The organism is uncultured Methanofollis sp. (genome assembly GCF_937919355.1).
Taxonomy (GTDB): Archaea; Halobacteriota; Methanomicrobia; order Methanomicrobiales; family Methanofollaceae; genus Methanofollis.
The window spans coordinates 14740-37245 of the sequence record NZ_CALFSA010000063.1; the positions used below are offsets into that span (position 1 = coordinate 14740).

General features: G+C 58.3%; 26 protein-coding genes. 18 read left to right on the forward strand and 8 right to left on the reverse strand.

Going from position 1 to position 22506, the window contains the following annotated elements:
• Positions 1-86: 86 nt before the first annotated feature.
• The 8 genes from Q0520_RS03110 (at position 87) to Q0520_RS03145 (ending at position 7434) form a co-directional block, all read left to right on the forward strand.
• Positions 87-716 carry a metal-dependent transcriptional regulator gene (locus Q0520_RS03110; protein WP_298666472.1) on the forward strand — a complete coding sequence of 210 codons (630 nt, stop codon included), beginning with the start codon at positions 87-89 and terminating at the stop codon, positions 714-716.
• Positions 713-2563, forward strand: a complete 1851-nt coding sequence (feoB, locus tag Q0520_RS03115) for a ferrous iron transport protein B (protein WP_298666474.1) — start codon at positions 713-715, stop codon at positions 2561-2563. The genes Q0520_RS03110 and feoB overlap by 4 nt, the downstream gene beginning before the upstream one ends.
• 6 nt (positions 2564-2569) lie before the next feature.
• Positions 2570-3265: a hypothetical protein gene (locus tag Q0520_RS03120; protein ID WP_298666476.1), complete on the forward strand. Its 696-nt coding sequence runs from the start codon at positions 2570-2572 to the stop codon at positions 3263-3265.
• Positions 3262-4437 (forward strand): GTP-binding protein, encoded by a 1176-nt coding sequence (locus tag Q0520_RS03125; RefSeq protein ID WP_298666478.1) that lies wholly within the window; start codon positions 3262-3264, stop codon positions 4435-4437. Before Q0520_RS03120 ends, Q0520_RS03125 begins: the two co-directional genes overlap by 4 nt.
• A 63-nt stretch (positions 4438-4500) precedes the next feature.
• Positions 4501-5250 carry a diphthine synthase gene (dph5, locus tag Q0520_RS03130; RefSeq protein WP_298666480.1) on the forward strand — a complete coding sequence of 250 codons (750 nt, stop codon included), beginning with the start codon at positions 4501-4503 and terminating at the stop codon, positions 5248-5250.
• Entirely contained in the window at positions 5247-5810 is a 564-nt protein-coding gene (locus tag Q0520_RS03135) for a DUF357 domain-containing protein (RefSeq protein ID WP_298666482.1), read from the forward strand. The genes dph5 and Q0520_RS03135 overlap by 4 nt, the downstream gene beginning before the upstream one ends.
• A gap of 106 nt (positions 5811-5916) precedes the next feature.
• Positions 5917-6942 (forward strand): flippase-like domain-containing protein, encoded by a 1026-nt coding sequence (locus Q0520_RS03140; RefSeq protein ID WP_298666483.1) that lies wholly within the window; start codon positions 5917-5919, stop codon positions 6940-6942.
• 102 nt (positions 6943-7044) lie between these two features.
• On the forward strand, positions 7045-7434 hold the full coding sequence (locus Q0520_RS03145) for a bifunctional nuclease family protein (RefSeq protein WP_298666485.1): 390 nt from the start codon (positions 7045-7047) through the stop codon (positions 7432-7434).
• A 195-nt stretch (positions 7435-7629) separates the two neighbouring features.
• On the opposite strand, the gene hisE is transcribed toward Q0520_RS03145, so the two are convergent.
• From hisE to Q0520_RS03185, 8 genes are all read right to left on the reverse strand, one after another.
• Positions 7630-7923 carry a phosphoribosyl-ATP diphosphatase gene (hisE, locus tag Q0520_RS03150; RefSeq protein ID WP_298666488.1) on the reverse strand — a complete coding sequence of 98 codons (294 nt, stop codon included), beginning with the start codon at positions 7921-7923 and terminating at the stop codon, positions 7630-7632.
• Entirely contained in the window at positions 7920-8366 is a 447-nt protein-coding gene (locus tag Q0520_RS03155; RefSeq protein ID WP_298666490.1) for a NusA-like transcription termination signal-binding factor, read from the reverse strand. The genes hisE and Q0520_RS03155 overlap by 4 nt, the downstream gene beginning before the upstream one ends.
• A 235-nt stretch (positions 8367-8601) precedes the next feature.
• The gene (locus tag Q0520_RS03160) at positions 8602-9339 is read right to left on the reverse strand and encodes an SIMPL domain-containing protein (RefSeq protein WP_298666492.1); all 738 of its coding nucleotides are present in this window, start codon (positions 9337-9339) and stop codon (positions 8602-8604) included.
• A 68-nt stretch (positions 9340-9407) separates the two neighbouring features.
• Positions 9408-10142, reverse strand: a complete 735-nt coding sequence (locus Q0520_RS03165; protein ID WP_298666495.1) for a potassium channel family protein — start codon at positions 10140-10142, stop codon at positions 9408-9410.
• Between the two features lie 584 nt (positions 10143-10726).
• Positions 10727-11821, reverse strand: a complete 1095-nt coding sequence (locus Q0520_RS03170; RefSeq protein WP_298666497.1) for a hypothetical protein — start codon at positions 11819-11821, stop codon at positions 10727-10729.
• A 14-nt stretch (positions 11822-11835) separates the two neighbouring features.
• Positions 11836-12297, reverse strand: coding sequence for a peptide-methionine (R)-S-oxide reductase MsrB (gene msrB / locus Q0520_RS03175; protein WP_298666500.1), 462 nt, complete (start codon positions 12295-12297; stop codon positions 11836-11838).
• Positions 12298-12352: 55 nt separating this feature from the next.
• The gene (locus Q0520_RS03180; protein WP_298666503.1) at positions 12353-12790 is read right to left on the reverse strand and encodes a peptidylprolyl isomerase; all 438 of its coding nucleotides are present in this window, start codon (positions 12788-12790) and stop codon (positions 12353-12355) included.
• Between the two features lie 116 nt (positions 12791-12906).
• Complete coding sequence (locus Q0520_RS03185; RefSeq protein ID WP_298666504.1) at positions 12907-13455, reverse strand: metallophosphoesterase; 549 nt, start codon at positions 13453-13455, stop codon at positions 12907-12909.
• A gap of 110 nt (positions 13456-13565) precedes the next feature.
• Here Q0520_RS03185 and Q0520_RS03190 point away from each other — a divergent pair, with 110 nt between their 5' ends.
• From Q0520_RS03190 to Q0520_RS03235, 10 genes are all read left to right on the forward strand, one after another.
• Positions 13566-14345: an ABC transporter substrate-binding protein gene (locus Q0520_RS03190; protein WP_298666507.1), complete on the forward strand. Its 780-nt coding sequence runs from the start codon at positions 13566-13568 to the stop codon at positions 14343-14345.
• Positions 14346-14463: 118 nt separating this feature from the next.
• Positions 14464-15141: an amino acid ABC transporter permease gene (locus Q0520_RS03195; protein WP_298666509.1), complete on the forward strand. Its 678-nt coding sequence runs from the start codon at positions 14464-14466 to the stop codon at positions 15139-15141.
• Between the two features lie 2 nt (positions 15142-15143).
• Positions 15144-15917, forward strand: coding sequence for an amino acid ABC transporter ATP-binding protein (locus Q0520_RS03200; protein ID WP_298666512.1), 774 nt, complete (start codon positions 15144-15146; stop codon positions 15915-15917).
• A complete protein-coding gene (locus Q0520_RS03205) occupies positions 15910-16578 on the forward strand; it encodes an amino acid ABC transporter permease (RefSeq protein ID WP_298666514.1) in 669 nt (222 codons plus the stop codon). The genes Q0520_RS03200 and Q0520_RS03205 overlap by 8 nt, the downstream gene beginning before the upstream one ends.
• An 82-nt stretch (positions 16579-16660) precedes the next feature.
• On the forward strand, positions 16661-18166 hold the full coding sequence (locus Q0520_RS03210) for a sodium-dependent transporter (RefSeq protein ID WP_298666517.1): 1506 nt from the start codon (positions 16661-16663) through the stop codon (positions 18164-18166).
• A gap of 188 nt (positions 18167-18354) precedes the next feature.
• On the forward strand, positions 18355-19158 hold the full coding sequence (locus Q0520_RS03215) for an ABC transporter substrate-binding protein (RefSeq protein WP_298666520.1): 804 nt from the start codon (positions 18355-18357) through the stop codon (positions 19156-19158).
• Between the two features lie 157 nt (positions 19159-19315).
• On the forward strand, positions 19316-19993 hold the full coding sequence (locus Q0520_RS03220) for an amino acid ABC transporter permease (RefSeq protein WP_298666523.1): 678 nt from the start codon (positions 19316-19318) through the stop codon (positions 19991-19993).
• 2 nt (positions 19994-19995) lie between these two features.
• Positions 19996-20751 (forward strand): amino acid ABC transporter ATP-binding protein, encoded by a 756-nt coding sequence (locus tag Q0520_RS03225; RefSeq protein WP_298666526.1) that lies wholly within the window; start codon positions 19996-19998, stop codon positions 20749-20751.
• 11 nt (positions 20752-20762) lie between these two features.
• Positions 20763-21419 carry an amino acid ABC transporter permease gene (locus Q0520_RS03230; protein WP_298666528.1) on the forward strand — a complete coding sequence of 219 codons (657 nt, stop codon included), beginning with the start codon at positions 20763-20765 and terminating at the stop codon, positions 21417-21419.
• An 872-nt stretch (positions 21420-22291) separates the two neighbouring features.
• Positions 22292-22506: hypothetical protein (locus tag Q0520_RS03235; RefSeq protein WP_298666530.1), on the forward strand; the 215-nt coding region annotated here is incomplete at its 3' end.

Genomic DNA, 22506 nt, shown 5'->3' on the forward strand with positions numbered 1-22506 from the left:
GGTATCCTCCCTATATAGGGGTTGGCGGGGGATGCCTTTCTGCAGGGAAGCAAATCCATAAAATCAACGCCCCCTACAATGTATGTATGAGTTCTTCTGTCCGGGAAGACTGCCTTGAAGCGATCCTCGCCCTCTCCGGCAAAGATTGCCGGCCCGTGAGCGAAGCCGAGGTCGGGGGTGCGGTGGAAGCCGACACCGCCGAGGTCATGGCGGCACTCCGGACACTCGTTACCGGGGGGGACATAACCAGGGAAGGTGAGGGGTACATGCTCACCCCGCAGGGAAAGAAAACTGCGGAAAGTGTCTTCAGAAAACACCGCGTCCTCGAGTGCTTCCTCTCCGAGATGCTCGGCATGGACACCGGAGCGGCCTCGAAGGAGGCATGCGTCCTCGAACACGGCGTCTCCGACGAGACGATCGACCGTCTCTCAACCTATATCCAGGGCCCGGGCCGCCACCGCTCGATGCGGCGGGGTTCAGGACACCGCCCGCGGCACACCCTCCTCGATTTTGCCGAGGGCGACACCGTGGAGGTGACGATGATCAGGTGTACCGGCAAGAACCGGCGCCTCATGGACCTCGGTGTCATTCCCGGTGAGAAGATCATTCTCCAGCGCAAACTCGGGAACAACGCCGTCGTCGTGACGGTGAAAGGTGCCGACATCGCCCTCTCTCCTGAGATTGCGTCGACGATCTTCGCGGAGAAGGCGGCATGAAGTGCGCCCTTGTCGGGAACCCGAGCGTCGGCAAGTCCCTCATCTTCAACCAGCTCACCGGTCTCGGGGTCGAGGTCTCGAACTACCCGGGCACGACCGTGGAACTCCAGCAGGGGAAACTCTGCTACCGGCGTCTCCCCCTGGAGGTCGTCGACCTGCCCGGGGTCTATTCTCTGGACGGCGATTCGCAGGAAGAGGAACTGGTGCGCTCGTACCTGGTCAATGAACCTCCCGACCGGGTGATTGCCGTCCTCGACGCCACCCGGATGGAGCGGAACCTCTACCTCCTCCTGCAACTGGCCGAGTACAAGATCCCGACCGTGGTGGTCCTGAACATGATCGACGAGGCGATGGAACAGGGACTTTCCATCGATCAGGGGAAGCTCTCAGAACTGCTCGGCATACCAGTGGTCGAGACGGCCGCTTCCCTGGGGCAGAACATCGACAGGATCGTGCCCGCGGCCATGCACGACGCGGCGGTCTCCGACCTCTCCGTCCCGTACACCCCGGAGATCGAGGCGGCAGTACGGAGCCTGGAAAAACTCTACGGGGCGCCGCGCCTCGCTGCACTCCAGGCCCTCCAGGGGATAGGGCATGACGCCCCACTCCTGGAAGGGGCGCAGGCAATCGCTACGGAGATCGAGGCCCGCAATCACATGGCACCCGGCCAGATCATCGCAGCCAACCGCCACCTCTATGCCCGCCAGATCTCCAGGGAGGTGATCGGGGCGCGGGAACCTGACAGACATTTCTCTCTGGACCGCCTGCTCACGAAGTCATTTCCCGGTATCCCGATCCTCTGCGCAGTCCTCCTCTCGATGCTCATCGTGGTCTTTACCGCCGGGTCCTTCCTTGAAGGTCTGATCGTCGACGCCTTCTCAACCTTTGTGATCGAACCCTTCTCAGCACTCGGACTGCCCCCCCTCCTCCACGCCCTGGGGATGGCGGCGCTCCTTGCCATCGTCGCCGGGCTCGGGATCGCTTTCCCCTTCGTCTTCATCTACTACATCCTCCTCTCCATCGTCGAGGACTCAGGCTACCTGACGCGTGCGGCTTTCCTTGCCGACCGCGCGATGCACAGCCTCGGCCTCCACGGTGGCGCCATCATCCCGATGGTGATGGCCTTCGGCTGCAATGTACCCGCAGTCATGGCGGCCGGGCAGTTGCGGACGACACGGGAAAGGACGATCGCAGCCTTCCTGATCACAATGGTCCCCTGCTCCGCACGGACGGTGATCATCACCGGGATCGTCGCCGCTTTCGTCGGCCTCGGCGCCGCCCTCTCCGTCTACCTCATCGTCCTTGTCCTCGTCGTCCTGACCGGCATCATCCTCGCCCGCTCGATCCCCGGCGGGCAGTACGGCATGATCCTCGAGATGGCCCCCCTCAGGCGGCCCGACGCCACACTCGTCATCAAGAAGTCCTGGCAGAGGATCAAGGAGTTCCTCTTCATCGCTATGCCCCTCCTCCTCGCAGGGAGTATCGTCCTCGGCGCCCTCGATTACTTCGGCTGGGTCGCCGCATTCTCCGAAGCGGTCTCCCCGGTCTCCGAAGGCCTCTTCGGTCTCCCTGCAGAGGCCACGACCGCCCTCCTCTTCGGCATCCTGAGAAAGGAGATGGCCTTCGAGACTCTTGCCGTCCTCGCCGGGACCGCAGACCTCGCCGCGGTGATGAGTGCCGTCCAGCTCTACACCTTCGCCGTCATCAGTGTCCTCTTCGTCCCCTGCATCTCGACGATCGCCGTGCTGCTGAAGGAGATGGGCGCGAAGGTGACGACCATGGTCTCTGCATACACGATTGCGCTCGGCTTTTTTGTCGGGGCACTCATACACCTGATCACGGGGTAGGTGAAGATGGACCAGATCAGCGCGGGAGTCAGGGATATCAAAGGCAGGATCGGGGATATCAGGCCGCCGTCCAACATCCTCCTCCTCGCACCTCCCTTCTGTGATGCCGAGCGCCTTGCATACACCCTGGTACGCCCCTCAGACAACGACCACACCATCGTCATCTCCACCGACGAAGACGCGCCGACGGTCTACGCCTCATTTGCTGGAGGGAAGGTCTGGGTCCTGGACTGCATCACAAAGAGCATGGACCCTGCCGTCGCCGACACGGAGGGGGTGAAGTACGTCGGGAGCCCGGCGGACCTAACAGGTCTCGGGATCAAGTTCACAAAGATTCTTGACAGTGTCCAGAAGAGCGGGGAGGCAGAGGACGCGGCGCCAGGCCAGGTGCGGGTCTGTGTCAATTCCCTCTCCAGCTTTCTCATATATACGAAGCTCGAAGCGATCTATCGCTTCTACCATATCTTCTCGGCCCGTATCAGGAGGATGAACGGCATCGGGATCTATATTCTCAATCCCGGATCTGTTGACGAGAAGACGATATCCACCCTGAAGCAACTGATGACCGGCATCCTCAAGGTGGAGACATGCGACGGCGACCCCGGGGTTCATACTCTGCGCTACCAGGACATCTCGGGCAGGGTCTCTCCCCCGGTGCGCTATCGCTTTGAAGGCGACGAACTGGTGGTGGATGAGCCATGATCCCGATCGGCATCCCAGCACTCGACGACCTGCTCGGGGGCGGCATACCGACCGGCAGTCTGGTGCTCGTCTCCCTTGCCCCCGGCGTCGAGGGTCGGCAGGTGCTGCACAGCGCACTTCACAGTGCGCACGAGCAGGGCCGGCGTTGCCTCGTGATCGTCCCGTACACGACGACCAATGTCTATTGCGCAGATCTCTCGGGAACACCCTATGCCCTGTCGTCTGAGGATAACCTCGTCTTTCTCGATACCTCCGCCTTCGACGAGGTCCACGGTCGGAGGGCGGCCACCCCCCTCTCGGAGGCGGCAGGATGGGATACCCTCCTCACATCTCTTGCTGCGGACCGCGGGGTCGATACCGTCTTTCTTTACTGCAACCGGATCTGCGACGCCCTCGGGACAGGAGAAGCACTCGCCCTCTTCGCCGACACCTGCAGGAGGCTCGGGCTCACGCTCTTTGTGGAATACCTCAACCTCTATGACCGCAACCACATCAGGGAACTCTCAGCCAGTATTTCCTTTGATCTGGTGCTCTCTGTGGGGGAGGGGTTCGAGAACTTCATTTTCCTGAACCATTTCAGGATCGAGCACCTGAAGTGGGCCCATGTACCCGACATACCCCTTCCCTTCATTATCAGGGACAATGGCTATCTCATGCCACACCTCCCGAAGGTCGTCGTCACAGGCCCGGTGGACGCCGGAAAGACCACCTTCATCAGGACCCTCTCCGGAATGCCTGCCCTGTCCGACAGGATCGGGCTCTCCGGGTCACCGACAACGGTGGCGATGGACGTTGGCAGTCCCCATGTCGCCTGTCGGGGTTTTGACCTCACCCTGATGGGCACGCCAGGCCAGGAACATTTCGGACCGATCATCAGGCACCTCCTCACCAATGCCACCGGTGTCGTCTTCATGGTAGACGGCACAAACGCTGCGTCTTTCGGGCGGGCGCGAGCGATCCTCGACGAGGTCAGGGAGATGGGCGCACCCTTTGTCGTGGCGGTGAATAAGGGGGACCTTCCGGAGAGGGTGCCCGACCATGACCTGCGGGAGGCCCTCGCTCTTCCCGAGGATACGCCTCTCCATCCCTTCTCCGCCCTGGAAATGGAAGAGGCGATGGGTGTCCTCGACGCCCTGGTCGGTCTCATCACCCGTCGCACAGACCGGAGATAAGAGACGTCTCCCCCTCCCCTCCACAAGATAAATGTGCCCTGTACCCCCCATGAGTGATACACTATGCTGACATTTATCGGACTTGGCCTCTATGACGAGACTGACCTCTCCCTGAAGGGTCTGGAACGGATCAGGGATGCGGACCATGTTTTTCTCGAACACTACACCTCGGTGCTGACCGGGACGACAACCGAGAAGATGGAATCCCTCTTTGGGAAGAAGGTGCGCTACCTGTACCGCGACGATGTTGAAGGTCATCCAGAGTCGTTTCTTGCACTGGCGAAGGACGAGGACGTTGCCTTCCTGACGGCCGGGGACCCGATGGTCTCGACCACACACATCGACCTGCGGATCAGGGCGGCAGCGATGGGGGTCGATACGGCGATCATCCACGGCGCCTCGATCGTGAGTGCAGTCTGCGGGTTGACCGGACTGCAGAACTACCGGTTCGGCAAGTCCTGTTCCCTCCCGTTCCCGTACGGAAAGTGGGCGCCGACGACACCGATCGAGGTGATCGAGCACAACATGGCCGAAAATCTCCACACCCTCGTATACCTGGACATCCAGCCAGACCGGTACATGCGTATCCCCGAAGCGGTGGCGATGCTGGAGAAGATGGCCGCAGACCGCGGCACCTCGATCCCCCTGTACGTGGGCGTGGCGCGGGCCGGGTCGCCCGCACCGGTCGTCGCGGCTGGCACGGCGGAGGCGCTCGCCGGCGTGGACTTCGGCGGCCCCCTCCATATCCTCGTCGTGCCGGGCGAACTCCATGTGATGGAGAGGGAATACCTCTCGGCCTTTGCCGGCCTATGATCTCCTCTGACCAGGCTCTCGAGGCGGCCCTCGGTGCGGTCGTCCCGACCGTCCCGAAGGGGTCGGCGCTGGCACAGGTCTCTGCCTGTGTCCTCAGAATGGCGGAGTCGTACCTCTCTGACGGCCGGGTCTTTGCGGGGCGGGGCGACCTCGTCAATGCCCACGCAAGTTTCGCTTATGCCTTTGGCTGGCTGGACACCGGGGCATATCTGGGGCTGTACGACGGGCGGGTAGTTCCTCCCTCGTACGACTTTGAGGCATCTATCCCGCCTTCTCTTGCCGGGCACCTCCAGGAGAAGACCGCCAGGTACGAGCGCCTCCTGTCGCAGGCCCTCCTATCTATCGAACCAGCACCCGACGCCGAGACCCCCATGTTCTCCGCCGCCTGCCGGTTGCGTGATGTGGGTCGCACCGCTCTTGAAGAAGGACAGGGCCATGCAACCGCCGGCCGACTGGACATGGCCCTGGGATGGTATTCGTACGGCTACGGGTGGCTCGATGCTGGGGTGCAGGCAGGCCTCTTTATAATTACCGGTTCCCGGGAGATATTCACGGTATGACTGCCCCTCCCGGCCCGTCAATCCTCAAAGAGTTTATAGTATCGTCCCGTAACTTTAGAGGAGCAAATATCGTACCCTGCCCATCCGGGGTGCGGGCGGAGGCCGGATGAAAAAGTCTCAGTGGAAGTGGCTCGGGGTATCCATTGCCTTCAGCACCCTCGTGCTCATACTCGTCCTGTATTTTACGTTCGACGAGACAACCCTGGAATATCTCGCACAGCTCAATCCATTCTACCTTCTCCTTGCCCTCCTGGCCCATGTCGTCGCACTCGGTTTCTGGGCCCTGCGGATGAAGGCGATGTCCCGGTCTCTCGGGTATGATGTCGGTTTCTTCCACTGCCTCAATGCAGTCTTTGCAAACCTCCTCATTGCGGCGATCACGCCCTCCCAGGCAGGGGGGGAACCGATCAGGATCCATGAACTCTACCGTGCCGGCGTGAACCTGGGCGATGCCACGGCAGTCGTAATTATGGAGCGGATCCTGGACGGCGTGGTCCTTGGAGCCGTCAGTATCGTCACGATGGTCCTCCTGGGCCAGCAGTGGCAGAACCTCGGCGGCGGGAACTCGACGGTGGTCTATGCATCCTGGGTCTTCATCGCCGCCATCGTTCTCCTCTTTGTCTATTCGGTCAGGAACCCGCAGGTTCTGAAGAGGTGGCTGCGACGGATCTCGGTGTGGCTGGAGCGGAGGAAAGCAAAGCGAAACGTGGAGAAACTGAACCTCCTCCTTGACCGGATCGATACGGAGGTCGACAACTTTCACAGTGGCCTGAGCAGGTTTGTCAACCACGGAAAGGTGGGCCTGGTCTGGGGGACAGTATACACAGCCCTCTTCTGGATTGTGGAGTTTGTTATCGCCTCGGTCATCCTTGTCGGCCTGGGGGAAAAGCCGTACCTTGTGGAGTCGTTCATTGCCCAGATCATCATTGCCCTCCTGATGATGATCCCGCTGACACCGGGCGGGTCGGGGATCGCCGAGGTGAGCGCCACCTCGATCTACGGGATCTTCGTGAACTCGTCGATCGTCGGCGTATTCGTCCTCCTCTGGCGAATGATCTTCTATTACTTCAATATCGCCGTCGGCCTTGCAGCGAGCATCGGCATTCTCAGGCGCGAGGTGACCAGGCACTGACCGGCCACAACCCTTAACACCGATGAAGATGTTCTCCCCCATATGTGCGCGGTGGAGGTGCGGATAAAGGGAGTTTTTCTGGCGACCGGGACAGCCGGAGCCGTGCCAGCTGTCCTCCTTGCCCTATCCACCGGCAAGTTGATCCCCATATATATCGGGCTGTGGGAGGCGATCTCGATCAACAATGCCCTGAACCATGACGTCCTCCCGCGCCCCGGCACCCATGACCTCTTTGTCTCAATGCTGGAGTCCTTTGGTATCGAGGTGGTCAGGCTCCACATCGACGACCTGCGGGAGGGCATCTTCTATGCCCGCCTGATCTCGACACGGGACGGTGCAGAGGAGAGCCTGGACTGCCGGCCGAGCGATGGGATCGCGATCGCTCTCAGGGCAGGGGCACCGATCTCTGTCGAGGAGAGGGTGGCCGCGGACGCAGGGATAGAAGAGGCTGACCTTCCTGGTTTTGTCGACCTTGCCACTTATCTCTCCTGACTCTGGAAGAGATCCCTATCTCAGGGTCAATGAAACCCTGTCCTGTGGGGTTTGGAGAGATACCTCTCCTGCCGGGTCATGCTCGCGGGGCATGCACGGTCCTGCAGGACCAAGATATAAATAACGCGTCAAAACAAAAAGGGGGTTCAGGCCCATGAAAATGCCCGGAAGCATTTTCACAGAATGCTTTTCCACTCACTTCCGACGGGACGCAAGTTCGGCGAGGACGTCCTCGAACTCGATGCCCGCAGCCTTGAGGGCAACCAGGAAGTGGAAGAAGAGGTCGGCCCCTTCTTCGATGGTCCTCTGGTCGACACCGTTCTTAACAGCGAGGATAAACTCGGTCGCCTCTTCCCCGACCTTTTCGAGGGGTTTATCGATGCCCTTCCTGTGGGTCAGGAGGGACGAGACATAGGAGTCTGGTGACGGGTGCGCGGCGCGGTCATTGATCACGGTCCAGAGTTCTTCGATCAGAGCAAGGTCTTTCATGCTATCTCCTCCTCGGGCAGGACGACATCCCCGATCTCATGGCCGAAGAAGCGTTTTACAAGCATCCGCGCCTTCTCCACGGTGCTCCCCCCCTTCCCGATCGCGATGCCAAGGTGGCTCTTCTCCCCGACAACCACGTCCAGTCTCTCGCCGGTCTCGTCGGCACGGACGGCGATCACCTCTGCAGGCTTGAAGATGTTGGTGACGAAGTCCTTCTCCTCCTCCGCATACTCGACCATCTCGATCCTCTTGCCGAGGACTTTCTGCATCTTCCTGATATTTTCACCCTTTTTACCAATCGCAAGACCCATATCGCCGGGCTTTATGACGTAGATGATCCGGTCAAACCTCTCGTCGACGATGCAGTCCACTGCAACAGATTTGGTGAGGATCCGCAACTCCTCGATATATCGTCTTTCTTTGAATCCAATGCTTCTTTCCATGTTTTATATCCCTGATTTCTGATGATTGAATCTGTATTTCGATTCTAATCTATTATTTTGTGGAGATTTCTTGATAGTTTTCCTATATATGTTGTGGGTGAGGGCGCTAAAAAAGGTTGGGAGATCGGTCGGGGATGTCCACTCTCCACCCTCAGGTGGAAGGAGACAGGTTGCAGCGGCGGAATACCACATGTTCCGGTTCTTCAGGGCCGAAAAAATAGAGGGAGAGATGTTTTCAGCGGATGATGTAGGCGACTGTGACCGAGGCGGTGACCTTGATGGTGCCTGTCTCGACAGGGGTCTGGGGTGCTGCAGAGGTTGTCTTTGCGTCCATCGCCCTGAACTGCATGTTCTCATAGAAGGGGACATAGATCCCGCCGATGGAGATGTCCTGGACACCGGTGATGTTCACGCCCGAGGCCGCCGCAACGACGTCGGCATCGGCCCGTGCCTTCTGGACTGCCTTTGTCAGGGCCTCGCCCCTGAACTGCTGTTCCTTCTCAGGGCTGAGGGTGAAGAAGACGTTGTCGACGCGGTTTGCCCCGTTCGAGACGGCAAGGTCGACGATCTCGCCCGCCCGGTTCACGTCCTTCAGTGTGACTTCAAGGGTGTTCGTGACACGGTAGGTCGCCCTCTGGGAACTGAAGGGCTTGTCGTTCTCCGGGTACTGGGGCCAGATGGAGTACCCCGTCGTCTTCATGTCCTCCGGGGCAATGCCGGCGGCCTTGAGAGCGTCGGTCACTCTCGCCATCTCGCGGGCGTTGACGGCCTGAGCTTCCTTCGGGTCGGTGTGCTCGTTCTCGACGGAGACGGAGATGACGGCGCGGTCAGGTGTTGTGGTGACCTCACCGGTCCCCGAGGCATGGATCAACCGCTCGTCAGGTGTGTCGTCAGTCGCGGCGCTTGCGCTCCAGACGCCAGCGGCCAGAAGCACCATGAGGGCGGCACAGAGGAATATGGTTCGTGTCCGCATGATAATCACCTGTAGTCGGTCGTGTCGCTACAAATATCTTCCCAAGACTTCCAAAAAATTCGCAGTTATTATCGGCCGGATTCCATCTCTGTCTGCTCTTCGTCCTGCTCCTTGCGGACAGAATCTTTCGAGGAGGAGAGGGCCCCGATCAACCGTGAGATGAAGACGGCCATGAAGAGGACGCCCGACACGGCCTCAAGAAAGGCAAGGGAACGGGCCTGGGAAGTGAGAGGTACGATGTCTCCATACCCAGTGGTGGTGAGCGTGACAAAACTGTAGTACAGGAGTTCGGAGAAGCCAGGTTGCCCGCTGGCCTCCGTGGTGTACGCCACCTGGAAAGACCCGGGGTGGACGGACTCCAGGTAGGTGTAGGTCGACCCCCAGGTCAGACCGAGGAGGAGGTAGACGGCGATCGCCCCATAGATGACATCGTCGGTCACCCTCCCCCTGATGATCGACCGCAGGACAGCCACAGTTGCAAAGGCAAAAAAAATGGGGTTGATAATACTTTCAGCAACCTGGATCTCCTTTGCAGAAAGGATGAGGCCAAACCACCCTGAAATGAAGGCGAGAAACCCGAGGACAAGGGCAATGAGAAATGTCCCGCGCCTTTCCCGCACCGCATAGACTGCAGCGATGAGGATCACAGAGGTGAGGGCCTTGAGGAAGGCGTTTGCCTGGGAGATGGTGCCGACATAGGGGTAGAGGACGAGGAGGAGGACGAGCGAGAGCGTGAGGAGGAGATATTTCCTCCTGCTCAGTCTCTGGTGGACTATGCTGGCCGCGTTTCGTGCCTTCCGCATCCTACTCTCTTCCCTGGCCATCAACGCACGTGGATATGCATCACTTGTATGAGGCGTTTGCGGTGGGGGGGGCAACGGGTACGCGCCCTGACAAAAAAGGAGTGTACGACCACGGAGCGTCCTTATCCTGGTGGCAGGCAGGACAATTGTTCATGATTTTTTGTTTCTCTATTTATATACGATCCAATCCAGAATGAAAGCTTTATTAGTCGGAAAAATTTGAGAGGTACATAGGATTTATGCCACGAAAAGCAAGAACAACGGATCCAGACAGTCTTCTGGCATCCGATCATGAGGCGACCGGGGGCTGTGGCAGCCGTCGGCAATCATCCAGACGGAGGGTCAGGTGTGAACTCTGTGGGGAATCATTCGTACCCCGCTCCGATGACGACGAAGGATCGACCCTCTGCCCCGAATGTCGCCGTGCCCACGTCAAGATCTGCCCGTATTGTGAAAGGCCGTACAGAACCGACCGCTGGCCCCATGACCTCTGTCCCGAGTGCTACGAGGATCAGGACTGGCGGCGTGACGACGCCGAAGACGGGTATGAGGACGATTTCGACCGTCTTGATGCCTACTGATGATCAGGGCCCCGGTACGTGCCCGGCCTCACTCTCCCTCTTTTTTGGCTCAAAGATCAGCCTGATATTCGGGACGATCATATAGACCCTGAAATATCCCCCAAGAGTCTGGGTGTCAGGCCGGTATGCTCTGATGGCGGTCACGTCCCGTTGGAGTGAGGCAAGGGTTGCCGGATCGACCTCCTGGCCCTCTTCGAGTGCCGGCAGTATCTCCTCTTCTAAAGTTCTGGTCTTGTCGGCTATCACATTTTCAAGGAGGACACGAGAATACCTCCCCTGCAGTGATCGGACGATCGCAAACTGGGCAAGGAGGATCGGCACGACAGGGAGAAGGGTGCCAATGATGGTGATCTCCTTGACGTCCATGAGGCGGCCGAAGGTCATGCCCGGGAGGAGCATCGCCGCAATGATGATGGTACCAGAGAATGCGGCGCCAGCACCGATGATGAGGAGGACGGGGAGAGCGGTCCATGCCCCACCGCCGAACTCGGCCTTCAGGTCATGGCGGAGATTGATCAGTTTCCTGAAGAAACCGGGGGAGTAGGGTTTCATCCCCCATATGACACCGTAAAACGCGATGATCGCAACGGCCTGCAGGGAGATCAGGGCGGCAATCTTCAGGGTGAACTCACCCCGGAGATAAAGGATGAGGGCAATGAGGACGTCAACAGCATAGATCAGGATGAAACCCGGTGTCAGGGGCTGACTGTTGACGAAGAAGAGGTTCCAGAAGATCTCGGCAATGCCACTCGTGTTGGTCATGAAACTATCTTTTATTGCCCCGATATCTTTCAGGAGCCGGACATATGCAAGAAGGTCCTCCTTTTTTGGGCGTGCACCACTCTCCCCTGGCGGGATAAGCATGACAAAGGGGTTGAGCATATACAGGAGGAAACTTGCGACGATCCAGAAGAGATGAAAGGCAGGGGTGAGGAGAAGGAGGACGAGGCAGAGGAGGATACTCCCTGCAAAGGCGACGTTCTCGACGATATGCGGCCTGCGTCGCTCCAGGAGCCTCCACCTGTCGGCTTCCCCTTCCCTGAGCGCCTCCTCTGCCCGCAGTCTGAGGGCATCCACTTCGCCGCCCTGTGTGGCCATGTTGATAACTGTTTTTAAACCCTTTCTTCTTCCGGCACGAACCCGAGTGCCGCCGAGTTCATGCAATAGCGCAGGCCGGTCGGCTCTGGCCCGTCATCGAAGACATGGCCGAGGTGGGCAGCGCACCGGGCGCAGAGCACCTCGGTCCGGACCATGCCGTGACCCCGGTCTCTCCGCGTCCTGATGTTGAGGTCGGAGACGGGTGCAAAAAAACTCGGCCATCCTGTGCCCGAGTCGAACTTTGCCGACGAGAAGAAGAGGTGAGTCCCGCAGCAGACACATGTGTAAAGTCCCCTCTCTTTCCATTCATGGTACTGCCCTGTGAAAGGCGGTTCTGTCCCGGCCTGCCGCGCCACCCTGAAGGCCGCGGGAGAGAGTCTCTGCCGCCACTCGTCCTCGGTGAGGCGGCATCTCTGCTTCTCACGGATCTCCCCGGTCAGGGCGTCGTAGATCAGGACAGTCTCTGTCCGGTCCATCGCACCTCATCTCGGTGAGCCGGGATAAGGGTTGTGGCCCCGTGGTACGCTCACCTCACTCAGCAGGTTTCTGATCGATACTGACGAGAGTGAGTGCGAAGGTGAGATCATGGCCAGCAAGGGGATGGTTTGCGTCCACTGTGACCCACTTTTCGGTGACGTCTTTGATGGTGACAAGGGAACTTTTGCCATTTTTCAGGCTGACCCTGGCGATCCCGCCGGGTATCAACTCTCCGGGGAGGTTGAGATTTTTCCTCTTCAGTTTGAAGACCAGTCTCTTCCTGTACGGGCCGTAGGCCTCATCTGCCGGGAGAAATACCGTTTTTGTCTCGCCCGGCGTCATGCCGACGAGCGCCTCCTCGAAAGCAGGGTTGACTGTCCCGCCCCCGATGACAATCTCCTGCGGTTCTTCCGACCTGTCAAATACAGTGCCGTCCTCCTGCGTTCCCACATATGTAACATGGACAGTGTCGCCGTGTGCTGCCCTTTCCATGCCAGAATATGGTGCCTGAACTCTGATGAAGTACGGGGCCTGCCCGCTTCGACTCTGGTTTTGAGTGAAATCATCATCCCCGTCAGGATCTTGTGGAGCACTGAGACGTCGAAAATTTATAGCCTGACCAACCGCGTCTCTTTCGTCGCGGTATCGAGGAGGGCGACTGTCGGCGTCCCTGTCAGGTAGCCACAGACCTCTCCGGGATTGATGGCAAGGGTCCGGTCATAGCGCCCGATGAGGGGGTGGTGCGTGTGCCCTGAGACCAGGACATCATACGACCCTTCCTCCAGGAGGGCTGCGAGGAGTGCGGGATTGTCACCGTGGACAAGACCGATGACAAGACCGCCCACATCAATCTCCGCAATGCCCCTGCGCAGGTCGATGTTGCCACACTCGGCAGCCATTTTCGACAGGAGAGCCCTGTCCCCGTCATTGTTCCCGAAGACCCCGACAAGATTTCCCTTCAATCCTGATAGGGGGGCCAGCGTGAAAGGTGCGACAAAATCGCCTGCATGGAGGATAATCTCTACCCCCGCCTCGTTCAGCACTCTGACCGCCTCTTCGACCAGGGGGAGGCAGTCATGGGTGTCGGCCATGATCCCGATGAGCATACTCCCTCCCTCGGTCTGCTGGATGATAGCCTTTACTACCCATTCAAACACTGATCGAGGAAACTCCAGGGCGTTGATCTGCATATATTTCCCTTAACGTCGACCTATTCTCTGCTGAAGATTCATAAGGGCTATATACAGTCCGGGGCAGAATTTACTTTATGAACATGAAGATCCTGACCGCCCTTGTCTCTGTGGCGATCCTCTGTATGCTCGCCGTCGCCGGGTGCACCGGCACGGACAACAAGGCCCCTGTTGATAAACCCCTCTATGTCGTCGGCATCGACGGTGACTACCCGCCGTACTCGTACATGGACGAGAAGGGCAACCCGATCGGTTTCGACGTCGAGTCCATCCAGTGGATTGGCAACGAGATGGGCTTTGACGTGAAGATCCAGCCTATGGCGTGGGACGGCATCATCCCCGCACTCCAGCAGAAGAAGATCGACATGGTCTACTCCGGCATGTCCATCTCCCCCGAGCGCCTTGAGAAGGTCAACTTCTCCAAGCCGTACTGGATCGTCAACCAGGCTGTCGCCGTCCGTGAAGGTTCCACCGTCACCCTCGACGACGTGAAGGAGGGCAAGGTCGTCCTCGGCGCCCAGCGCGGCTGCACCGCTCATGACTGGTTCGACAAGAACCTGATCCAGACCGGCAAGATGACCGCGGACAACCTCAAACTCTATGACAACGTCCAGCTCGCCCTCACCGACCTCCAGAACAAGCGGATCGATGCCGTGATGTACGATGTCCCGGTGATCAAGGAGTCCATCGAGGGCAAGCCCCTTGTCATGCTCGGTGAGATCCAGACCGACGAGGAATACGGCGTCGCTATCCGCAAGGACGACACCGAACTCCTCACCACCATCAACGAAGGCCTGGACAAGTTGATGGCCTCCCCGAAGTGGGAAGAGTTGAAGCAGAAGTACGACATGGAGTAACCGGCCTGGCCGGACCTCTCCTCTACATTTTTCAAGGATGGTGCCCAATTTATATTCTAACGTGAGTAGTGCCGCCATGATTCGTGTATCAAGCCGCCTGGCAGTGGAGTGAAACCAGGTGACCGACGTATCAGCCTTTATTGTCCAGACACTTCTGTATCTTGCCCCTGGCATAGTGGTGACGCTGTCTCTGGTCATTGTGTCCATCCTGCTCGGTCTCCTGATGGGAGTACCGATGGCCGTTGGGCAGGTCTACGGGCCAAAACCGCTCCGGGCTCTCATTGGCGTTTATGTCTGGATCTTCAGGGGTCTGCCGAACCTTGTCCTTCTCTTCCTCTTCTTCTTCGGGATCTTCCCCATCCTCGGCATTACCGACGACCCCTTCGTCGTCGCGGCCACTGTGCTTGGCCTGCGTTCCGGGGCGTATCAGTCCCAGATCTTTCGGGGTGCGATCCAGTCGATCGGCGAGGGACAGATGACGGCGGCGCGCTCCCTTGGCATGAGTACGCCGCAGGCGATCAGGCATATCATCCTGCCGCAGGCGCTGCGGATCGCCCTGCCCGGATGGTCGAACGAGTACCCGATCCTCCTCACCGACTCGGCCGTCTGCTACGCAATCGGGGTAGCCGAGATCCTGGCGAAGTCATATCAACTCGTTTCGAGGACTGCCGAACCGATGGCCATCTTCCTCATTGCGGCGGTGATCTATATCCTTCTCAACTATGGCGGGATGCGACTCTTCGCTCAGATTGAGAAGAAGATCAGCATTCCTGGATTTGGAAAAGGAGCTCTGTGAAAATGGGTGCAGACAAGTATATCCTCCGCGTCGAGGACATTCACAAGGCATATGGCGATCGCGAGGTGCTGAAGGGTGTCTCCTTCAATGTGCGGAAAGGTGAGACGAAGGTTTTCATCGGGCCGTCAGGGACGGGGAAGAGCACGCTTCTGCGGTGCATCAACCAGTTGACACTGCCTGACCAGGGCCGCGTCTTCCTGAACGACGAGGAGGTGACGAACTCAGGCACCCGTATCAACTACTTCAGGCAGAAGATCGGGATGGTCTTCCAGAACTTCTACCTCTTCGACCACCTGACGGCAGTGCGGAATGTTGAGGTGGCGCTCCTGAAGGTGAAGAAGATGGACGCCGCCGCAGCGCGGGAAAAAGCGCTCGAGGAGTTGAGGCGGGTAGGCATGGAGGACTGGGCCGATCATTATCCTGCCGAACTCTCAGGCGGTCAGGCGCAGCGGGTCTCCATCGCCCGCGCCCTGGCGATGGACCCCGACGTCATACTCTTCGACGAACCCACATCAGCACTCGACCCCGAACTGACAAGAGAGGTGCTCGAGGTCATGAAGAACCTCGCACGCCAGGGCATGACGATGCTTGTCGTCACCCACGAGATGAGTTTCGCCCTCTCTGTTGCCAACGAGATCCTCTTCATGGAGCACGGGAAGATCATCGAACGTGGGACGCCGGCACAGGTCAGGGAGGATCCGTCATTTGAACGGATGCGGAAGTTCATAGGGAAGTTCGCGGACTTCGGAGAGGGTTCTGGAAAAGAGGATGACTGACGCTGCTTTTTTCACGGAGGTCCTGATCCCTGCCCTCCTGAAGGGGGGAGTCGTCTCCCTCCAGTTGATCGCCCTTGCCGCCCCCTTCGGTCTCCTGGCAGGGATCGCCATCGCCATCGGGAGGACATATGGAGGTCGGGTTGTTTCCGGCCTCTGTCATGGGTATATCATCTTTTTCAAGGGTTGTCCGCTCCTCCTGCTCCTCTTCATCCTGTACTTCGGCCTCCCTTCCCTTGGCATCACTCTCCCCGCCTTTGTAGCGGCGGTGATCGGTTTCATCCTCTGTAATGGCGCGTATAATTCCGAGTATATCAGGGGGGCCCTCCTCTCGGTGAAGGAGGGGCAGATGATCGCAGCCCAGGCCCTTGGCATGAGCCGCTGGCAGGCGATCAGGCACATCATCCTCCCTCAGGCGCTCCGCCGTGCAATCCCTGGCGTTTCCAATGAGTTTATCTACCTGATCAAGTACTCCTCCCTTGCATACCTGATCACGGTCACAGAATTAACCGGGGCCGCAAAGATCGTCGCCGCGAAGTACTTTGCCTACTTCGAGGCCTTCGCTCTCGTCGGGATCTTCTACCTGATCCTGGTCAGCATTGCGACCGTCGCTGTCGGCGTCCTGGAGAAGAGACTTGCGATCCCCGGTTTTTCCGGGAAATGAACCCTCCCATTTTTCTCTGTTTAATCGTTTAAAATCAGAATAATTATCTAAATGTTATGAAAACCTATTTTCAGGTATATTTATGGCAGACAATCAGTTCTGGAGTTCACGGACCATGTTCATTCTTGCGGTCGTCGGTTCTGCCGTCGGCCTCGGGAATATCTGGCGTTTTCCGTATGTCGCCTATGAGAACGGCGGCGGTGCATTCCTCATTCCCTACTTCATCGCCCTCCTGACTGCCGGCATTCCCCTTTTGATCCTGGAGACCGGCGTCGGCTATCGCACCCGTGCAGGCCCACCTCTGGCATTCAAACGTCTGCTCGGCAAGGGCTTCGACGCTCTCGGCTGGGTCGCCATGTTCATGGCATTCCTGATCGTCACCTACTACGCGATCATCATCGCGTGGAGTTTCGACTATGCAGGTTTCTCCCTCTCCCTCGCCTGGGGGTCTGATCCCGAATCGTTCTTCTACAACGACTTCCTGCAGATATCAGACTCTGTCTTCTCCCTCGGGACAGTGAACCTGCTCATCCTTGCCGGTGCGATCCTCACATGGCTCTGGATCTATTTCGCCATCTTCAAGGGCGTTAAATCGGTCGAAAAAATGGTCTGGATCACTGTCACCCTCCCATGGATCCTGATCCTTGTCTTCGTCGTGCGCGGCGTCACCCTCCCGGGTGCGATGGACGGACTTGCATACTATCTCACACCCAACTTTACGGCTCTTTTTGACCCGGGAGTCTGGATTGCGGCATATGGACAGGTCTTCTACTCGATGTCTGTGGCGATGGCGGTCGTCATAGCGTACTCTCGTTTCCTCGGCGATCACTCCGATGTCGTGAAAAACGGTGTCATCATTGCGATCGCCGACACCCTCACTTCGATCTTTGCAGGTCTCGCCGTCTTCGCAACCCTCGGTTATCTTGCCCACGTCAACGGCGTCGCCGTGACCGAGGTCGTGAAGGGGGGGATCGAACTGGCGTTCGTGACCTATCCGGCCATCATCAGTGCTCTCCCGGTGTTGCCCGAACTCTTCGGCGTTCTCTTCTTCATAATGCTCGTTACACTTGGGATCGACTCGGCCTTCTCCTTAGTCGAGGCGGTCAGCTCGGGGATCTCCGACTATACCCACATGTCGGGCAGCACTCTCAAAGCGATCATCTGCGTCGCCGCCTTCGCAGTCAGTCTCATCTTCATGACCAATGCCGGACTATACTGGCTCGATATCCTCGACCACTACATCAATAACTTCCTGATCCTCTTCATCGGCCTCTGCGAGGCGATTGTCATCGGGTATATCTACGGCGCCCCGAAGATGCGCGCCTTCGTCAACAAGTTCTCCGACTGGAAGGTCGGGCGCTGGTGGGACCTCTGTATCTGGGTCGTCGTCCCGCTCTTCCTCGGGACTGCAATCGTGCTCAACACCATCGACGGGATCGTCACCCCCTACGGCGACGGCAGTTACCCCTTCCTTGCCAACCTCATCGGTTGGGCAGTTGTCATCGGTCTCCCGATCCTATCCATCATCGTCTCGTACGCCCTCAGGAACCATGACGGCATAGAGGCTATCAGGAAGGCGTCAGACTGACCTTTTCTCCTCTCATTTTTGCGGGAATTTCCGCTTCTCTCTGCTTATCTGCTGCTGACCTCCCTTTCTCCCGTCAGTTACCCGGTACTTCGGACAAATCTTTCCGTTCCTCTCGCCTGTCGCACGGCAGGACCTGTCTCCCATCAAGTCATAAAGGATAAATTAACCTCATGCCAAACTCATCATCAATGAACGTAAAGATATACGGTGTCCTGCTGGTGCTTGTGCTCGCCTTTGCAGTCTGTTTTACAGGCTGTACCGGCAACCAGACCCCTGCAGGACCTGGTTCTGAAGACAGCGGGGCCAATGAGACGCCCCTCTATGTGGTCGGTGTCGACGGGGCGTACCCGCCCTATGCATCCATCCTGAAGGACGGCACGATCACCGGTCTTGATGTTGAGTCTATCCAGTGGATCGCCGAGAAGAAGGGCTTCCGCGTGAAGATCCAGCCCATGGACTGGGACGGCATCATTCCCGCACTCAATGCCCACAAGATCGACATGGTCTACTCGGGCATGACCATCACCCCCGAGCGCCTGGAAGCGGTGAACTTCTCCATCCCGTACCTGACGATCAACCAGTCCTTTGCCATCCACAATGACTCCACCATTACGATGGCAGACATCGAGGCGGGCACGGCCGTGATCGGCGCCCAGAGCGGGACGACCGGGGCTTACTGGGTCGAAAAGAACCTGATCGAGACGGGCAAGATGCCGAAGGAGAACCTGAAACTCTATGGAAACTTCCCGCTGGCCATCACCGACCTCGTCAACAAGAGGATCGATGCCACGGTCTATGACAGGCCTCCCCACCTGAGCGCGATCGAGGGCAAGCCTGCCCATATCATCGGTGAGATCTACACCGGCGAGAGTTACGGCGTCGCCATCCGCAAGGACGACACCGAGCTCCTCAACACCATCAACGACGGGATCACCGAACTGATGGCCTCGCCGAAGTGGCAGGAACTCCTTGAGAAATATGAGATGAACTGAGGTGGCTTCCCTGCCATCTCCTATTTTTCGCCAACCGGCCGCAACGGCAAACCCCAAACCTTTTCTCAAATGCGGGCAAAGTATGAGTAGTATTCAAAAACATTTCCGGAATTCTAAGGGTCTGGCCGATCCCGGACACGGCCGATAGGGACTGAACATGGACATTATAATTATCCTGCTGGATTGGATCCCCTACCTTTTTCTGGGTCTTCTGCAAACACTCGGTCTTGTCCTGGCCTCTCTTGCGGTCGGGTTGATATTCGGTCTTCCTATGGCTCTCGGCCAGATCTATGGGAACAGGCTGATTAAAAGCGTGATCTCAGTATATGTCTGGTTCTTCCGGGGTCTGCCGGTGATCGTGCTCCTGTTCCTCTTCTTCTTTGGGATATTCCCGTCGCTGAACATGAGCAGCGTCCCCCCCTTCGTGGTGGCTGTCGTGGTTCTCGGTCTCCGGGGGGCGGCGTACCAGTCCCAGATCTTCCGGGGTGCGATCCAGTCGATCAGCGAGGGGCAGATGACAGCGGCACGGTCCCTTGGCATGACACGTTTCCAGGCGATCAGGCATGTCATCCTGCCGCAGGCGCTGCGGATCGCCCTGCCCGGATGGTCGAACGAGTACCCCACCGTGCTGACCGATACGGCCATCTGCTACGCAATCGGGGTGCAGGAACTCCTGACACGGGCGACATACATGGTGGCGCAGACCTACATCACGATGCCCATCTATCTGGCCATAGCCGGGGTCTACATCCTCCTGAACTATGCCGGTATGAAGGCGCTCAACATGCTTGAGAAGAAGACCAGCATTCCGGGCTTTGGACAGGGAGCTCTGTGAAAATGGGTGCAGACAAGTATATCCTCCGCGTCGAGGACATCCACAAGGCATATGGCGACCGCGAGGTGCTGAAGGGTGTCTCCTTCAATGTGCGGAAAGGTGAGACGAAGGTTTTCATCGGGCCGTCAGGGACGGGGAAGAGCACGCTTCTGCGGTGCATCAACCAGTTGACACTGCCTGACCAGGGCCGCGTCTTCCTGAACGACGAGGAGGTGACGAACTCAGGCACCCGTATCAACTACTTCAGGCAGAAGATCGGGATGGTCTTCCAGAACTTCTACCTCTTCGACCACCTGACGGCAGTGCGGAATGTTGAGGTGGCGCTCCTGAAGGTGAAGAAGATGGACGCCGCCGCAGCGCGGGAAAAAGCGCTCGAGGAGTTGAGGCGGGTAGGCATGGAGGACTGGGCCGATCATTATCCTGCCGAACTCTCAGGCGGTCAGGCGCAGCGGGTCTCCATCGCCCGCGCCCTGGCGATGGACCCCGACGTCATACTCTTCGACGAACCCACATCAGCACTCGACCCCGAACTGACAAGAGAGGTGCTCGAGGTCATGAAGAACCTCGCACGCCAGGGCATGACGATGCTTGTCGTCACCCATGAGATGGGTTTTGCCCTCTCTGTTGCCAACGAGGTCCTCTTCATGGAGCATGGGAAGGTCGTGGAGCGTGGGACGCCCGCACAACTCCTGAACGACCCTGCATTTACCAGGACGAAGAACTTCATCGGGAAGTTCAGGGACTATAACGAGGAGTGAACGGCGAGAATATGGATACATTCGTCTTTCTGACAACCATTCTCCTGCCAGCGCTCTTCGATGGGCTGATCGTGACCCTTGAACTGATCGCCACAGCGGCCCCCTTCGGTCTTCTGGCAGGAATTGGCGTTGCCGTCGGGAGGACGTATGGGAGCCGCTGGATCTCTCTGCCTCTGCGGGGGTACGTCGCCTTCATCAAGGGATGCCCGCTCCTCCTGCTTCTCTTTATCCTGTACTTCGGTCTCCCTTCGATCGGGATCAGGCTCTCCCCCTTCCTTGCCTCGGTGATCGGGTTCATCTTCTGCAACTCTGCCTATAACTCCGAGTATATCAGGGGAGCCCTCCTCTCGGTGAAGGAAGGGCAGATGATAGCCGCCCAGGCCCTCGGCATGAGCCGCTGGCAGTCGATCCGCTACATCATCCTCCCCCAGGCACTCCGCCGCGCGATCCCCGGGATGACGAACGAGTTCATCTACCTGATCAAGTATTCCTCTCTCGCGTTCATGATCACGGCCGTTGAACTGACCGGGGCAGGAAAACTGGTGGCGACGAAGTACTTCCTCTTCAACGAGACCTTTGTGGTGATCGCGATCGTCTACCTCTTCCTGGTGACCGTGACGACCGTCGCCGCCAATATGCTCGAAAAGAAGTTCGCCGTCCCGACATGAGGGAGGGGCGGCCTTTCTCTTTTTGTTTCGGGGTGCCCGCTGCACCACACCTGGTTCCCGGGGATTTTTCCGATCCCGGTGGCACACCTGCGGAGACGCCCCGCCCAAATAAGCCCATATATCCATCCGATCCGGATATCCAGCCCCCCATTCCTGGCCATATCAAGGAGATCCGGAGATCATGGCGTACCTGCGTCCGTGCGCAGAACCGGATGATATCCTGAAGGACTCGACGGCCTCCAGCCCCCTGTATGACCGGAGGTAATACCCCCCCTCTCTCTGCCCCTTGCGTACCAGTGAGGGGGAGGGAGAGGCGTTGGAAATTGTTCTGATTTCCGTCCATATGGGAGCCCTGTTCCCGTAACGCATAAAGATATGACCAGCAATGCCTGTTTGAGGGAGCCCTCGATCCTATCTCGAGGGTTTACCCTGTGGTCATCCCAAAACTGATCATACCTTCTGTCCTGTCGATGGAATGATCGGCATGTGGTTCTGAAAAATCCTGATCTCGTGTTTGCTCCGGGGGGTTTCGGTGAAGACCGATGGTCTTCTTGAATCGCTGACGCTTCGTCACTCGAAAATCAGAGATTTTCTCATGTTCGTTGACGTTTGCACCCCCCACCATTACGATAGGGAGCGGATGGCAGTCTTCTCCGATATGCGGGGATTATCCTTCCCGGGTCTCATCCTATTTTCGGGGGGACGACCTGCGGGAGTCGAGAAAATCTTTGATTTTCGAGTTGCGAGGGCGTCAGTCCCCCGGCAGAGAGGTGGGGGAAGGCGGGGATCCGCACCGCTCGTCATGGAATCTGGAGAGTCATAGACCCGAGCATGAGATTTTCTCCAGAGTTCAGCATGCCAGGAAAGAGGGAATGGACAAGAGTTTTGGGATATGCTCCATGAAAACCCCTGAGGTGGTTTTCAAAGAACCGCTTGAAACTTTGTTTCATGAGCGATTCTCCAGAGTCGATATCGGATCTTCCCCTTCAGGGGGGCAGTACCCCTCCCCATTTTTTTCAGAATGTCCTCTCCCCCCACACCCTCGCAAGGGGTTAGGTATATCAGTCGAGGCATCCACCGACGGGTG